The sequence below is a fragment of the Nonomuraea sp. NPDC005730 genome (assembly GCF_040630865.1).
In the GTDB taxonomy this organism is placed as follows: domain Bacteria; phylum Actinomycetota; class Actinomycetes; order Streptosporangiales; family Streptosporangiaceae; genus Nonomuraea.
The window spans coordinates 1-13,961 of sequence record NZ_JBEXYK010000004.1; the positions used below are offsets into that span (position 1 = coordinate 1).

The window sequence follows — 13,961 nt, forward strand, 5'->3', positions numbered from 1 at the left end:
GACATCATCACCACGATCGCCCGGCGCAGTTTGACCGGGTCTTTCGCAGTACGGGCGATGCGCTGGATCTTCCGGCCCTCCTCCATCGTCAAGGGTCGGACGAACACATCCGGTGGACGGGCCACGGCTACCTCCCAGGTTCCAGAGGCAGCCAGCTTTCCGGGTTCACCAGCCGAGATCAATTACCGGGTCAACGTTCAGAGACGGGCCACTAGCGATTTCGCTTGCGTTTATTTCGTCTGTTGCGGATACTGCGAAGAGGGGGTGACGTCATGACTGACGTGCAGGCCAAGCGAGTTCGGCCGGGAAGCATCGATGCCGAGGTAGCCGGTCGCGCGGTACGCCGAATCAAGGATTACCTCATGCGGTATCCCGAGCAGCCGACCGTACATGTCGTCGGTGAGCACGGGGACGAGGACCCCTTGATCCTGCCTCGTGAAGCCGTGACTCTGCTTGCCTTCATCCTCGCCCAAGCAGCCGAAGGGCGCGGAGTCACGGTGATTCCGTCGCATGCTGAGCTGACGACACAGCAAGCGGCGGACATGCTGAACGTCTCACGCCCGTATGTGATCAAACTTTTGGAGACGGGAGAAATTCCCTTCCGGTTGATCGGCAAGCACCGCCGAATCAAGTACGAGGATCTCCAGGAGTACAAGCGTCGCGATGATGCCAAGCGCCGGACCGCGGCCGACGAACTCGCTGCGCTGGGGCAAGAGTTGGGCATCTGAGCCATGACATTCGTGGTGGTCTACGACGCGAACGTGTTGTACGGCAACACCCTGCGTGACCTGCTCATTCGTCTCGCCATGGCAGGACGGGTGCAAGCCAGGTGGACCAACGGCATCCTTGACGAGATGCAGCGCAACCTCGCCGCCAACCGGCCCGACATTCCTGCGGAGAAGCTCGACAAGCTCCGCTGCCTGATGAACTCCGCTGTCCGAGACTGCCTCGTCGAGGGATATGAGCCACTGATCGAAGGGCTGAAACTACCCGACTCCGATGATAGGCATGTGCTGGCTGCGGCGATCAAGGTGGGCGCGAAGGTCATCGTTACGTCGAATCTCAAGGACTTCCCTGCCGACTACTTGGTTCCATGGGATATCGAGGTGAAGTCACCCGATGACTTCGTGCTGGACCAAATCGACCTGGACGGAAGGGTCGTCTGGGCTTGTGTGCAGCAGATCGCGGACTCACGGACCAGCCCGCCGGAGACCGTCGATGATGTGCTTGACGCTTTGGAGGCGGCGGGGCTCGTCGAAGCGGTCGCTGCCCTCCGAGCCGGCTGAAGTCCCCCAACTGGATCTGTAGCGCGAAGCCAAGTTCTACCACCAGCAATACTTGTACAAAGTGCCCAACGGGTACTGCGGAATCGGCGGAACGGGCGTCGCCTGCCCGGTGGGCCTGACGTCTGGCGAGGCGTGAGTCGAACGCCGGCCCAGGCGTCGCACTTCTGTGCAGATAGATATACAGTTCATGTATGACTGTTCTGCACGACGCTACTGAGCTGAGCGTCACAGAGGCGGCCCAGCGAGGGGTTGCCCGCCTAGTGGCTGATGCGGAGCAGGGGACCGATCTGGTGGTCACCCGTCGGCGTCAGCCAGTGGCGGCCGTGGTGAGTATCCGCCGGCTCAATGAGCTGGAAGAGGCGGCGGCTGATCTGCGTGATCTGGCGCTGGTGCTCGCCCGGTCGGTTACGGACACGGGGGAGCGGGTCTCACTCGATGAGGTGCTTGGCGCTTTCGGGCATACTCGCGAGTCGCTGTCCACCATCCCGGACGATGAGTGAATCGTGTCCGACGTCGCCTTCACGGCGCCGGCGGTCGACGACCTTCGGCGGATCGGCCCAGACGCGGTACCCAAGGTGCTCAAGAAGATCCTTCTCCTGCTGGACAACCCTGAAGCTGGTTATCCGCTCGGCGGGGAACTGACCGGTTTCCGGAAGCTGGTGGTCGGTCGCAACACCTGGCGTGTCGTCTACCGCATCACCGAGGACAAGTCGGTGGAGATCTGCGAGGTGTGGGCTGTTGGTGAACGTGCCGACGCCGAAGTGTACGAGGAGGCGACGGCGAGGGTCCGGGAGGCGGGTGCAGGCCGTCCCGAGATCATCCAGCTCGGCCAGGTGATCGAACGCCTCGGCGCGCTGGCCGATCACATTCGGGTGGAGAAAGCATCTCCCAGGGAACCCGTTCCGGATTGGCTCGCAGACCGTTTGATCTACACGGTCGGGATGGCGCGTGAGGATGTTGCCGCTCTTGACCTTGAAGAGGCGGTCGACACGTGGGCTGAGTACCGGTCCGAATCTCGTTAGGTTGCGCATCTATCGCCTGAAGCAAAGTGCGGCACGCGTGACAGTGCTTCGGAGGAGGTTGCGGCGAACATCTCGCAATCTTGATCGGCGTCTCCTCCCGGCCGAGACACTGGGCCAAGGCTCGGCAGATCAGCCAGCCTATGTGCGGCAGATCTGCCGGGAGAGGTGCGGCAAATCTGCCATGGAAGCACGCCCGATGTCGATCATGGGCCAGATTCGTTCTCGGCGACAACCTTCCTTGAAGATCTAGGGCAGGTTGGGTGTCCAAGGTGGTGCGTGGTCGTCAGCCGCTCACTGTGGACCAGCTTCGGGAGATATCCATCCAGATTGGGTGCCGCTTCACCTGCTCCGATTCGGAGCCCGAGGAGATGACGATCCGAGGAAGCGCAAAGATTTCGGCACGGCCGTGGCGTTGACCGCGCTGGCGGGGATGGCCCTGCCCAAGCGTCCCGATGTGGATGAGACGACAGCCGTCACGCGGACCAGCATTACGGGCGCCCAGCGTCGGTTGGAGGCGGTCACACCTGCGCGCGAACTCGCCAGGTCGGCTGTGGCGCAGGTCGATCTCGCGAGCCGGGTTCTTGGCCCTGGACTCCTGCGAGCCATCGGATCGAGCGCGGCCCCATGGCGCGTAGCACCGAGGAGATCCTCTCCCTGTCAGCTGATCGTGGAGAAGAGCGGGAACGGACGCCGGCCACCGCCTCCCTTGCGTTGATCAAGCACGATCCCACCGCGCGTGCCCTGGTCATCGCCATGCCAGAGGTCTTCCCTTGGGTTCGCCACCTGTCGTCCACCGAACTCAGCGCCTTCACGTTGGAATTGGTGGAGGTGCTCTCGGATGCGGCTGAACTCGATGTCGACGCCACCAGCCAAGAGGTCATAGCGGGCTGGCGAGCCACTGCCAGGATCAAGGCGGATCCTGCCGGCTACGCCGAGGCTCGTAAGGCCACAAGCGGCGACTTCGGGCCGGTGCCGGTTTCCATATGAGCCCGAAGCGACACCCGAAGGACGCGGAGTAGGTAGTCATCGCTTCGTGAGGCTGGGTGCTTACCCCCAGATCAGGACGACCCAGATCAGGACGAGGGGACGGCGCGCCGCCGCATCTCCGTCCTCTGGCCGCGCACCGACGGCCCCGGCTCGTCGAAGGAGGTGAGACTTTCTGGGCGCGTGCCCGATCTGTGCCAGGACGGGCAGGCGCGTGGTCACTCACGGCTGGTCGCGAGGGTGATCGTCACCTGGTTGATCGCTTGTGGTGGGGGTCAGAACTTGCCCGTCTGTACCTCGATGCGGTGACCCAGTTGCTTGCTCAGTTCCGTGTGGAAGCCGGCGCGGAGAGGTGGCCAGCCCCAGAAGTCGAATGCGAGGGCACCGAGGTCGAAACCGGACCCGAACAGCCACTCGGTGACCGGGACGGAGGCTCCGCACGAGGAGCAGGTGACACTTCCTTCGCCGGTCTCCTTCCAGGTGTCGATGCCGTCGCTGAACGGCTGCCAGGCCTTCTGGTCCGCCTCCCACGCGTTCGGGTAGTCGATGATCACGGTGGTCGTGTCACATCGCGGGCAGGTCGCCGAGTCCGCCTCGCTCATCCCCTGGCCCCCGACATGGTGATCCCGCCCGACGATGACCGCTACCGGGCCCGGTATCCACGACGGGTCCGAGGAATCGGCCACTGCCCGTTCCCAGTTGGGGCCGGGCTCGTAGCCGTCGTCTACTTGCAGGCTGTACATCCCGTCGCGGGACCTTTCGCGTGTGATCAGCCCCTCGGCGACCATCCAGTCGACCACACGCTCTGCGAGCGACTCAGCCTTTTCGCCGGTCACCTCGACATCGACGATCCGCTCGAAAAAGTCACCCATAGTGCTTCAACTCCTCCTCGGTCACTGATGCCCACTGTGCCACCCCGCTGAGACAGGGACGCCGTTCCCGCGACCGCTACGTGCCGCGGCACAGGTGGTTGAGCCTGTTTCTGGAGAGGCAGAGATTTGCGGGAGCACCTGCCTCGTTCTCGGCAGATCATCTCGATCGGTGGTCACATAACATCGTGAACATGGACGAGGCCACCACCGTAAGGCTCCCGCACGGGCAGAACCTCAGGTGCGACACGTGCCAGAGCGAGATCTTCGAGTCCCGCCAGTGGAAGCTGCAGACGACCGGAATGACCTTCATGGGCCTGGACTGGGCCAACCGGGACGCGACCTGCTTCGTCTGTACCACTTGCCGGCGGATTCACTGGTTCCACCTGTAGGGGGAACCGGCTGCCGGCGCCCGGAGGTGAACCATGGTGCGCATCGCGGTGTCCGGGCACAGGGGCTTGCCGGGCGAGGCTGCTGTTCTGGTCGATCGGGCGATACGTGAGGCCCTCGTGGAGTGCCTTCCCGGCCTCAGTGGGTTGTCCTGTCTGGCGGACGGGGCCGATCAGATCTTCGCTCGCGCGGTACTCGACCTCGGCGGTGTGCTGGAGGTCGTGATCCCGGCCGAGCGGTATCGGGACGGGCTGCCGGGCGAGTGTCGTGCTGCGTACGACGAGTTGCTGGGCCGGGCGGGCCAGGTTCACAGGCTGGAGTTCGTGGAGTCCACCGCGGAGTCGCACATGGCGGCCAGTGTGCGGATGCTGGACGACGCCGATGTGTTGTTCGCCGTCTGGGACGGGCAGCCGGCCCGGGGGCATGGCGGCACGGCTGACGTGGTGGCCGAGGCTCGGCGGCGGGAGGTGCCGGTGCGGGTGATCTGGCCCGATGGGGCCCGGCGGGGTTGAGGTGCCTTCGAAGCTTGATCGGGATGGCGCCACCCTTGATGTCGCAGTGACGGACTCGCTTGCTGCCGGCCCGCTTGCTGCCCAGCTCGGCCTGCTTGTTGTCCGGTCGGCTTGGGTCGCTTTCGATATGGTCGGTTGCGTTTCGTGTACGGGGGGCTGGTGAGAAACCATATCCCCGGGAGGAAAGACGGTTGGTGATAGGAGAAAGAACTACACCTCGGGTCGGACCACGGCTCGGTTTCTTTGCCGTCCACCTGTCACTGTGCTCACGTCAGAGCACGCGCCGGGCCACCGGCGCGGCATCTTCTTCCCTGCGTGGAACAGGCAGGAGCCGTGAACCTAGAGGCGCAGATCCTCGAGGTGATGCTACGCGTCAAGGCGCTCGAGACGAGCACCCGTACCGCGGACGACATCACCATGATCAGCATTGTTCTGATGATGACCGAACTCGCTGCCTTCCAGGCCGAGCTGAGACGAGATTACGAGGCCCTGGTCGACGAGATCACCGGGCTGCGGCACCACATCAACGGCCATGGCTGCAGCCTTTTGCGCCGTTCGGACCTTCGGCAGCGACCGGAGAGCAACTAGCGAGCCGGTGCCGGTCGAGAAGACCTCCTGTTGTGGGGGAGACAGCGTCTCCGTCGCAACAGGAAGGCTTATGTCCCACGGTGCCTGTGGTGCAGTTTGGGATCATTGAGTGTGATGTGGAATGTGGCGGGGCGGTTGTGGGCGGACCTGGCTCGGGTGCCTGTGGTGTTTCCCGGGCGGGGAGAGGTCGCGGTGGTCGTCTCCGCCGGGTCGTGGTTGTGTCCGCCCGGGTGGACGGGGATCGTCGTGCTGGACGGCGGGGCGCTGGTCACGGTGCCTGACGCCGGGTTGGCCGAGCCGGTGCGCCAGGCCCTGCGCGGCAGTCTCGGCGAGGACGGCGTCGATCTTTCGCGGTTGTCCGAGCGGCTTTCTGAGCGGCTTTCTGAGCGGTTGTTCGAGCGGTTGTCCGAGCGGCTGGAGGTCCGCGAGGTTCTGGGGCCGGCGACGCTCGCGTACGTCGATGCTGAGGAGTTCGTTCCCTGCCATGCCGGGGCGGATGTCGAACGGCTGGCGGCGGGGGATGGGGACGTCGGCAGGCTCGTGGCGGCGGTGAGTGAGCAGGATGCCGACGAGAGCGGGCTGGCGGAGGTCGGTTCGGCGGTCTGGGTGGTTCGTGAGGGCGGTGAGGTGGTGGCCGCAGCCGGGTATCGGACGTGGTTGGACACGGCGGCGCATTTGTCCGTACTGACTGCCGAGGGGTTTCGGGGGCGGGGGCTGGCTCGGGCGGTGGCGTCGGCGGCGGTGGCCGACGCTCTTGGTGAGGGGCTGCTGCCGCAGTGGAGGGCGCGTCCGGCGGCGTCGCGACGGGTGGCCCGAGCTCTCGGGTTCCGCGAGCTGGGGTCACAGGTGAGCCTTCGCGTAGAGCGGTGACCGTATCTCTGCAGAGCGGTGACCGTATCTTTGGCGCGTGGGCAAGGTGTCGCCAGAGGTGTTCGAAGAAGTGTCCGTGCTTTGGGAAGAGCATCGGCACATTCCGTTTCCCGGGCTGGCTGATCGGGACCTGTTCGCGGACCTGGTCCTGGCGGACGACGGTGTCGCGGGTGTCATGTTCTGGTACGTCCGTAATGAGGGCAAGGCGCTCACCGACCAGCTACGCGAGCGGCTCATCAGCAGCGCCCGCGACCTGCGCTGGATCCGGCGGCGAGCGCGTGGCCGGGAGGCGAGGACGTACGTGGACCGGCTGCTGCGGATGGCCGACCTGATCCTCGGTGGCTCCCCGGCTGGATGAGGAGCTTGCCCGGCGCCCGGTCAGATCGCGTCGGTGAAGCGGGTGAGGAGGGTGCGGAGGGTGGTGCGTTCCTCGGGGGTGAAGGCGGTGGAGATGCGGCGTTCGATGATCACGGCGGCCTCGTCCGCCACCCGCAGGGCTTCGCGCCCGGCGTCCGTGAGGTGGGTTTCGAGCATGGTGCGGTGCCACTGATGGGGGGAACGTTCGATCAGGCCGTGTTCGAGCAGGTTCTTCAGTACGACGTTCATGGCCTGCGGCGTGACCAGGCATTCCCTGGCCAGGGCGGCGGCGGAGATGCCCGGGCTGGCGTCGAGGGCGAGCAGGGCGGCGTACTGGGGCACGGTCAGTCCGGCGGTCTTGACCGCGGCGTGCTTGGCCGCCATGAGTCGCTGCTCGGCGCGCTTGACGTCGAGGCCGAGCCGCTCCTCCGGGGGCATGTCCATGCAGGGAGCCTACAAGCCGGCAGGCACTAAAAGCTCTTATAGGTATAAAAGATTTGATAGTGTTCCGGGCATGTCTGTGATCCCGGAGAGCCATCTCGACCTGCTGACCCGCCCCCTGTACGTCCACCTGGCGACGTTGATGCCCGACGGCACCCCGCAGGTGACGCCCGTGTGGACCGTCTGGGACGGTGAGTTCCTGCGCTTCACCACCACGAGCGACCGGCAGAAGGGGCGCAACGCGAGCGCCCGCCCGCACGTGGCCGTCTCGGTCAACGATCCCGAGCAGCCGTACCGCTACCTGGAGGTCCGGGGGACGGTCGAGCGGGTCGAACCCGACCCCCAGGGTGACTTCTTCGACGTGCTGGCCAGGCGGTACGGCCTCGACTACGAACGGCCCGTCGGCGACGCCGAGCGCAGGGTGGTCATCGTCGTGCGGCCCACCCGCTGCACCAGCCAGTGACCGAGCACCTCTAGGACGGCTGCCGGGGGCGGGGCTGGGCGCGCATGTGCATGCGTTCGCCCTGCCGTCCGAACAGGTTGAGCACCTCCACCGGATGATCGCCCGCGGGGCCGAACCAGTGGGGCAGGTGGGTGTCGAACTCGGCGGCCTCGCCGGGCCCCATGGCCAGGTCGTGGTCGCCCACGATCAGGCGGACGCGCCCCGAGAGCACGTACATCCACTCGTAACCCTCGTGCGTGACGAGCTGCGGCTGGTTCTGGTCGGCGGGGATGACCGACTTCCACGCCTGCAGCGGGCCGGGCTGGATGGTCAGGGGCAGCACGGTCCGGCCGTTGCGGACCACCGGCTTGAGGCGCACGCGCGGGTCGCCGACCTCCGGCGCGCCGACCAGCTCGTCCAGCGGCACCTGGTGCGCCTCCGCGATCGGCAGCAGCAGCTCCAGGCTGGGCCGCCGCTGCCCCGCCTCCAGCCGCGAGAGCGTGCTCTTGGAGATGCCGGTGGCCTCGGCCAGGGCCGACAGGGTCACGCCGCGCTGGGTGCGGAGGTGTCTGAGCCGGGCGCCGACCTGGGCCAGCGTGGCGTCGATCCGGGATTGCTGCTCCATGAGGCCCATTCCATCGCCGATTTCCCAGAAATGGCAACAGAAGTTGTCATCTCCGCGTGCCGGATCGCACCATCGGGGCCGGAGGTGATCGTCATGACTACGGCGATGAACAGCAAGAACAGCGAGTACGACGTGGTGGTGGTCGGCGCGGGGGCGGCCGGACTGAGCGCGGCCCTGCTCCTCGGGCGCGCGCGGCGCAAGGTGGTCGTGGTCGACGCGGGCGCGCCGCGCAACGCCCCGGCCGCGCACATGCACGGCTTCCTGTCCCGCGACGGTCTGCCGCCCGCGACCCTGCTGGAGCTCGGACGGGCCGAGATCGAGCGGTACGGCGTGCGTCTCGTCCGGGGGCGCGTGGCGGAGGTCGAACCGGGCTTCGCGGTGCGGCTGGAGGGCGGCCCGGTGCTCGGCGCCCGCCGCCTGCTGGTCGCCACCGGCCTGTACGACGAGCTGCCCGCCATCCCCGGCGTGCGGGAGCGGTGGGGCAAGGACGTCCTGCACTGCCCCTACTGCCACGGCCACGAGGTCGGCGACCAGGCGCTCGCGGTGCTCGGCACGCATCCGGGGGCGGTCCACCAGGCCCTGCTCCTGCGCCAGTGGAGCGACGACGTCGTCTTCCTGACCCATACCCTCGACCTGGCGCCGGAGGACCGCGGCCGTCTGGAGGCCCGCGGCGTGCGCATCGTCGAGGGCCCGATCGACCACCTCGTGGTCGAGGACGGACGGCTGCGCGGCGTCGAGCTCACCGACGGGCGGGTGCTGCCGCGCGCCGCCGTGTTCCTGTTCCCGCGCATGGTGCCGCAGGACCAGGTGCTCACCCGTCTGGGCTGTGCCAAGGACGACGCCGGCTGGGTCGTCACCGACCGGACGGGACGGACGAGCGTGCCCGGGGTCTGGGCGGCGGGCAACGTCGTCGACCCCCGCGCGCAGGTCGTCACGGCGGCGGGGATGGGTTCGGCCGCCGCGTTCGCCGTCAACGCCGACCTGGTGGACGAAGAGGTCCGGGACGCCGTCGAACGGCGCCGCGCGACGTCCGTCCCGGCTCGCTGACCCCCCACACGCAAGGAGACTTCGTCATGCCCGCGCATGTTCCTGGCCCGGTGCCCAGCATCACCGAGCAGAACTTCACCGAACGCGTCCTCCAGGCGGAACGTCCGGTCCTGATCCAGTTCTGGGCGGCCTGGTGCCGTCCGTGCCAGATGGTCACCCCGATCGTGGAGAGCCTGGCGGCCGACCGCGCGGGCGAGGTGGACGTCGTCCGGGCCGACCTGGACGACCAGCCCGGCCTGGCCGCCCGGCACGGCATCACCGCCGTCCCCGCCTTCGTCGTGTACGCCGGCGGCCGGCCCGCCGGTTCCTGGACGGGCGCCGCTCCCCGGCACGTACTGGACGAATACCTCACCGCGGCCCTGCGCGAGGCGGGGGTGGACCGATGAGCGCCACGGCCACCGGGCGGCCGGCGGTCGCCCGTGGCAGGCTGCCGCTGGGGGTCTACCTGCTGTCCTTCAGCCTGTTCTCGATGGGCAGCGCGGAGTTCCTGCTCGCCGGCGTCCTGCCGGCCGTCGCCGCGGACCTGGGGATCACGCTGGCCTCCGCCGGCGGGCTGATCTCGGCGTTCGCGGCGGGGGTCGTGATCGGCGGGCCGCCGCTGGCCATCATGACCCTCCGCTGGCCGCGCCGGACGACGCTGGTGGTCGCCCAGGCGGCCTTCGCCGCCTGCGTGGCGATCGGCATCCTCACCGACAGCTATCCGGTGCTCCTGGTCACGCGCTTTCTCTCCGGTCTGGCGTACGCGGGGTTCTGGGCGGTGGCGGCGGTCACCGCGATCGGGCTGGTCCCCGCGGACCGCACCGCCCGCGCGTCCGGGGTGGTCGTCAGCGGGCTGAGCCTGGCGATGATCGCCGGCGGGCCCGCCGGGGCGATGATCAGCTACTTCACCGGGTGGCGCGGCGGCTTCTGGGCCGTGACCGCCCTCACCGTCGCCGGCGCCGTCCTGACGCTCGTCGCGCTGCCCGCCACCGGCGGGCACGGGCAGGCGAGTGTCCGCGGCGAGCTCCGCACGATGCGCCGGCCCCAGCTGTGGATCGTGTACGCCGTCACCCTGCTGAGCACCGCGGCCTACATGATCTCCTACAACTACCTGGCGGCGTTCCTGACGGGGGTCACGGGCGTGCCCGGGGTCTGGGTGCCGGTGATCCTGACGCTGTTCGGCGTGGGGGCCTTCGCCGGGCTGTCGGTCGGGGGCCGCATCGCCGACCGGCTGCCCACCCACGCGCTCCTGGCGGGGGCGCTCGGGATCGCGGCCTGCTCCGTGCTGCTGGCCGTGCTCGGGCGGCACGTCCCGGCCGTCGTGCCGCTGGTGCTGCTGCTCGGCGTCGCCGGGTTCGTGCTGAACCCGGCCATCTACGGGCGGGTGTTCGCCATCGCGTCGGGGGCGCCGACGCTCGCCGGGGCCACCACCGTCTCGGCCTTCCAGCTGGGCATCAGCCTCGTGCCGGTGCTGGCCGCCGCCGCGCTGGACGCGGGGGCGGGGGTCACCGCCGTCCCGTGGATCGGCGCGGGGCTGGCCGCGCTCACGGTCGTCCCCGTCCTGCTGGACCGGTTGTCGTCGCGCCGGGCGGGCTAGCAGACGCCGGGCAGGCCGCAGACCTTGACGGCCATCTTCCTGGCCTTCTTGGTGAGCCGGCCGGGGTCGTAGTCTCCCTCGTCGGTCCGGTAGAGGATCAGCGCGCTGCCCCTGCGTGCGACGACGCCCGTGATCGTCCGGTCCACGTTGCCGGTCTGCCGGGTCCGGTAGCCCATGCCCAGGGCCTCGTCCCCCGCCTTCACCTTGGTCGTCCGCCACTGGATCTTGAGCGTGGGCATCGACGGGTCCCCCTTGCGCGCGCACCGCCCGGCCTCGGCGCGCAGGCCGGCGAGCGCGGCACGGGCGGCCCGCGGGCTTTTGTAGAGGACGAGCTGCTCGGCCGACCTGCTGGGCGCGGTGCTCCAGTGGGTGATCGTGCGGGCGGCCGTCCGGCCGCGGTCGACGGCACGCCGGTGCCCGCACGGGTTCAGTTCGAAGGGCGCGGTGAGCCTGTCGCTGATCTTGTATCCCATCTCTGCGGCGTCGTCCGGGCTCAGTGGCACGCGCGCGTCGCGCTCGGTGAACAGGAAGTTCTTCGGAATCTCGGTCACGGCCGCCGGTGACAGGGCCAGCAGCAGGGAGAGCGTCACGCTGATCATGAACAGTTGGATGCCGCCGCAGCCGACTTGGTTCTCGGCCGACGTGTGTCGCGGATCACAGCGGGGCCGTGTCACGGATGGGGCGGGGTCTCGCATCACGTGGTCAGACGCACCGTACGAAAGGCACGACGATGACCACACAGCGCGAGAACGGCAAGGCTCCGCACCACGTCCTGGTGCTGGGGGCGGGGTATGCGGGGATGGCGGCGGCGGTTCAGCTCGCGGCGCGGACCAAGGGGCGGGCGGACGTCCGGGTGACCCTGGTCAATCCGCAGGAGCGGTTCACCGAGCGGTTGCGGATGCACGTGGTGGCGAGCGGGCAGCAGGTCGCCGAGATGCGCATCCCGGAGCTGCTGGAGGGCACCGGCGCCCGGTTCGTGCGCGGCTGGGTGACGGCCGTGGACGTGCGGACCAGGAGCGTGCGGATCGACGACGACCGCGTCCTGCACTACGACACCCTGGTGTACGGGCTGGGCAGCGTGGCCGACTCGGTGACGGTGCCGGGGGTCGAGGAGCACGCGTACACGCTGGACAGCGTGCCGGACGCCGAGGCGCTGGCCGCCCGGCTCGCCCGGCTGGGCCGTGGGACGGTGGCCGTCTGCGGCAGCGGGCTGACCGGCGTCGAGTCGGCCGCCGAGATCGCCGAGCGCCACCCCGAGCTGGACGTCGTGCTGCTCGGCAGGCAGGAGCCCGGCGCGGCCATGGCGGCCGGACCGAGGGAGTACGTGCGCAAGGCGCTGGCCCGGCTGGGCGTCCGGGTGCGCAGCGGCGTCGAGGTCACGAAGGTGCTGCCCGGGTCGGTCGAGGTGGTGTGCGGACCGGACGCGGAGAGCGTCGCCGCCGACGTCGTCCTGTGGACGAGCGGCACGCGGGTCTCGCCGCTGGCGGCGGCCGCCGGGCTCACCGTGGACGACCGCGGCCGGATCGTCACCGACGCCTTCCTGCGCTCGGTGTCGCACCCGGACGTGTACGCCCTCGGCGACGCCGCCGCGATCCGCCAGGGTTACGGCGTCATGCACGGCACCTGCCAGAGCGGCATGCCGACCGGCGTGCACGCCGCGGTGTCGATCCTGCGCGCCCTGGACGGCCGGCGGCTCAAGCCGTTCCGCTTCGGCTACTACCACACCCCGGTGAGCCTCGGCCGTAACGACGGGGTCGTGCAGTTCACCCACCCCGACGACAGCCCGCGCAGGGTGTATCTCACCGGTCGCACGGCCGCACGGTATAAGGAGACGGTGACTGCCGCACCCTGGCCGACGTACGTCCGCATGAAGAAGATGCCGGTCTCCGGCGCGCTCTGGCCGCGTGGCGGCCGGTTCACCCGGATCGGCGCCGGGCGATGAGCCACGCGTACTCGGAGCAGGACCAGCAGGTCTTCGACCAGCATCGCAAGCTGCTGTTCTCGGTGGCCTACCGCGTGCTCGGCTCGGCGGCCGACGCCGAGGACGCGGTCCAGGACGCCTGGATCAGGTGGTCGGCCGACGACCGTTCGCAGGTGGCCGATCCCAAGGCGTACCTGGCGCGGATCGTGTCGAACGTGGCCCTGCAACGGCTGCGGTCGACGCAGTACCAGCGCGAGACGTACGTGGGGCCGTGGTTGCCGGAGCCGATCCTGACCAGCGGCGACACCGCCGACGACGTCGCGGGCGCCGATTCGGTCTCGACGGCGATGCTGGTGGTCCTGGAGACCCTGAGCCCGCTCGAACGCGCGGTGTTCGTGCTCAAGGAGGTCTTCGGCTTCAGCCACGCCGAGATCGCCGAGGCGGTGGAGCGTTCCGAGGCGGCGGTGCGCCAGGTCGCGCATCGGGCGCGGGAGCACGTACAGGCCCGGCGGCCGCGCTTCACGGCCGACCGGACGCGGCAGCGGGACGTCACGCGGCGCTTCCTGGCCGCCGCGACCGGCGGTGACATCAACACGCTCATGGAACTGCTGTCCCCTGACGTCACCCTGTGGACCGACGGGGGCGGGAAGGTGCGCCAGGCGCTGCGTCCGGTCGTGGGCGCCAAGACGGTGGCCGCGTGGTTCGCCGCGATCGGCACGGTCGCCTACCAGGGCGTCGAGCCGGGCGACATGAGGGCCGAGCTCGCCGAGATCAACGGCGGCCCCGGCGTGGTGTTCAGCGGTCAGGGCCGGGTCGTCGCCACCGTGACCTTCGACTTCGACGCCGACGGGCACATCACCGCCGTCCACAACGTCGCCAACCCCGACAAGCTGGGCGCGATCGCGGCCGGGACCGCCCGCGATCTCAAGCCTTGACAACCGTTGCTGACCCGGCCGGTGGCGACGACCTGACATGTCGGTTGTCCGCCATGCCCTAGTCATGGTGTGTACGTCCCTTTCTGGCAAAACTTT

20 protein-coding genes and 1 pseudogene are annotated in these 13,961 nt (G+C 68.8%); 17 read left to right on the top strand and 4 right to left on the bottom strand.

The features are described from left to right. Nucleotides 1–272: 272 nt before the first annotated feature. The 6 genes and pseudogenes from ABZ444_RS07375 to ABZ444_RS07400 all read left to right on the top strand — a co-directional run bounded on the left by ABZ444_RS07375 (nt 273) and on the right by ABZ444_RS07400 (nt 3,295). A complete protein-coding gene (locus ABZ444_RS07375; RefSeq protein ID WP_357993972.1) occupies nt 273–728 on the top strand; it encodes a helix-turn-helix domain-containing protein in 456 nt (151 codons plus the stop codon). Between the two features lie 3 nt (nt 729–731). Then, the gene (locus ABZ444_RS07380) at nt 732–1,286 is read left to right on the top strand and encodes a PIN domain-containing protein (RefSeq protein ID WP_357993974.1); all 555 of its coding nucleotides are present in this window, start codon (nt 732–734) and stop codon (nt 1,284–1,286) included. Nucleotides 1,287–1,314: 28 nt separating this feature from the next. Further along, nucleotides 1,315–1,422, top strand: a pseudogene (locus ABZ444_RS07385) (peptide-methionine (S)-S-oxide reductase); the annotation flags it as partial. 55 nt (nt 1,423–1,477) lie between these two features. Then, nucleotides 1,478–1,786, top strand: a complete 309-nt coding sequence (locus ABZ444_RS07390) for a type II toxin-antitoxin system prevent-host-death family antitoxin (protein ID WP_357993976.1) — start codon at nt 1,478–1,480, stop codon at nt 1,784–1,786. A 3-nt stretch (nt 1,787–1,789) separates the two neighbouring features. After that, entirely contained in the window at nt 1,790–2,308 is a 519-nt protein-coding gene (locus tag ABZ444_RS07395) for a type II toxin-antitoxin system RelE/ParE family toxin (protein WP_357993978.1), read from the top strand. Nucleotides 2,309–2,932: 624 nt separating this feature from the next. Next, on the top strand, nt 2,933–3,295 hold the full coding sequence (locus tag ABZ444_RS07400; protein ID WP_357993980.1) for a hypothetical protein: 363 nt from the start codon (nt 2,933–2,935) through the stop codon (nt 3,293–3,295). A 272-nt stretch (nt 3,296–3,567) separates the two neighbouring features. Here the strand turns inward: ABZ444_RS07400 and ABZ444_RS07405 are convergent, their stop codons facing one another. Then, nucleotides 3,568–4,164: a hypothetical protein gene (locus ABZ444_RS07405; RefSeq protein ID WP_357993982.1), complete on the bottom strand. Its 597-nt coding sequence runs from the start codon at nt 4,162–4,164 to the stop codon at nt 3,568–3,570. 191 nt (nt 4,165–4,355) lie between these two features. Here ABZ444_RS07405 and ABZ444_RS07410 point away from each other — a divergent pair, with 191 nt between their 5' ends. From ABZ444_RS07410 to ABZ444_RS07430, 5 genes are all read left to right on the top strand, one after another. Then, nucleotides 4,356–4,553 (top strand): hypothetical protein, encoded by a 198-nt coding sequence (locus tag ABZ444_RS07410; protein ID WP_357966389.1) that lies wholly within the window; start codon nt 4,356–4,358, stop codon nt 4,551–4,553. A gap of 33 nt (nt 4,554–4,586) precedes the next feature. Continuing rightward, nucleotides 4,587–5,063: a hypothetical protein gene (locus ABZ444_RS07415; RefSeq protein ID WP_357993984.1), complete on the top strand. Its 477-nt coding sequence runs from the start codon at nt 4,587–4,589 to the stop codon at nt 5,061–5,063. Between the two features lie 315 nt (nt 5,064–5,378). Then, nucleotides 5,379–5,651, top strand: coding sequence for a hypothetical protein (locus ABZ444_RS07420; RefSeq protein WP_357993986.1), 273 nt, complete (start codon nt 5,379–5,381; stop codon nt 5,649–5,651). A gap of 114 nt (nt 5,652–5,765) precedes the next feature. Continuing rightward, nucleotides 5,766–6,521, top strand: a complete 756-nt coding sequence (locus ABZ444_RS07425; protein WP_357993988.1) for a GNAT family N-acetyltransferase — start codon at nt 5,766–5,768, stop codon at nt 6,519–6,521. A gap of 37 nt (nt 6,522–6,558) precedes the next feature. Further along, nucleotides 6,559–6,879: a hypothetical protein gene (locus ABZ444_RS07430; RefSeq protein ID WP_357993990.1), complete on the top strand. Its 321-nt coding sequence runs from the start codon at nt 6,559–6,561 to the stop codon at nt 6,877–6,879. A gap of 20 nt (nt 6,880–6,899) precedes the next feature. Here the strand turns inward: ABZ444_RS07430 and ABZ444_RS07435 are convergent, their stop codons facing one another. After that, on the bottom strand, nt 6,900–7,322 hold the full coding sequence (locus ABZ444_RS07435; RefSeq protein WP_357993992.1) for a MarR family transcriptional regulator: 423 nt from the start codon (nt 7,320–7,322) through the stop codon (nt 6,900–6,902). A gap of 70 nt (nt 7,323–7,392) precedes the next feature. Here ABZ444_RS07435 and ABZ444_RS07440 point away from each other — a divergent pair, with 70 nt between their 5' ends. Next, nucleotides 7,393–7,782 (top strand): PPOX class F420-dependent oxidoreductase, encoded by a 390-nt coding sequence (locus ABZ444_RS07440; protein WP_357966402.1) that lies wholly within the window; start codon nt 7,393–7,395, stop codon nt 7,780–7,782. A 10-nt stretch (nt 7,783–7,792) separates the two neighbouring features. Here the strand turns inward: ABZ444_RS07440 and ABZ444_RS07445 are convergent, their stop codons facing one another. Next, nucleotides 7,793–8,395 (bottom strand): XRE family transcriptional regulator, encoded by a 603-nt coding sequence (locus ABZ444_RS07445; protein ID WP_357993994.1) that lies wholly within the window; start codon nt 8,393–8,395, stop codon nt 7,793–7,795. An 84-nt stretch (nt 8,396–8,479) separates the two neighbouring features. Here ABZ444_RS07445 and ABZ444_RS07450 point away from each other — a divergent pair, with 84 nt between their 5' ends. From ABZ444_RS07450 to ABZ444_RS07460, 3 genes are read left to right on the top strand one after another with little or no spacing between them, the layout of a single operon-like run. After that, nucleotides 8,480–9,433, top strand: coding sequence for an NAD(P)/FAD-dependent oxidoreductase (locus ABZ444_RS07450; RefSeq protein WP_357993996.1), 954 nt, complete (start codon nt 8,480–8,482; stop codon nt 9,431–9,433). Between the two features lie 26 nt (nt 9,434–9,459). Next, nucleotides 9,460–9,819, top strand: a complete 360-nt coding sequence (locus tag ABZ444_RS07455) for a thioredoxin domain-containing protein (protein ID WP_357993998.1) — start codon at nt 9,460–9,462, stop codon at nt 9,817–9,819. After that, the gene (locus ABZ444_RS07460) at nt 9,816–11,009 is read left to right on the top strand and encodes an MFS transporter (RefSeq protein ID WP_357994000.1); all 1,194 of its coding nucleotides are present in this window, start codon (nt 9,816–9,818) and stop codon (nt 11,007–11,009) included. The genes ABZ444_RS07455 and ABZ444_RS07460 overlap by 4 nt, the downstream gene beginning before the upstream one ends. Here ABZ444_RS07460 and ABZ444_RS07465 read toward each other — a convergent pair. Next, nucleotides 11,006–11,608 (bottom strand): hypothetical protein, encoded by a 603-nt coding sequence (locus tag ABZ444_RS07465; protein WP_357994002.1) that lies wholly within the window; start codon nt 11,606–11,608, stop codon nt 11,006–11,008. The two genes, ABZ444_RS07460 and ABZ444_RS07465, sit on opposite strands and share 4 nt — an antisense overlap. Nucleotides 11,609–11,739: 131 nt before the next feature. Here ABZ444_RS07465 and ABZ444_RS07470 point away from each other — a divergent pair, with 131 nt between their 5' ends. Further along, nucleotides 11,740–12,951 carry an FAD-dependent oxidoreductase gene (locus ABZ444_RS07470; protein ID WP_357994004.1) on the top strand — a complete coding sequence of 404 codons (1,212 nt, stop codon included), beginning with the start codon at nt 11,740–11,742 and terminating at the stop codon, nt 12,949–12,951. Further along, on the top strand, nt 12,948–13,865 hold the full coding sequence (locus ABZ444_RS07475; protein ID WP_357994006.1) for an RNA polymerase sigma-70 factor: 918 nt from the start codon (nt 12,948–12,950) through the stop codon (nt 13,863–13,865). The genes ABZ444_RS07470 and ABZ444_RS07475 overlap by 4 nt, the downstream gene beginning before the upstream one ends. Nucleotides 13,866–13,961 lie beyond the last annotated feature (96 nt).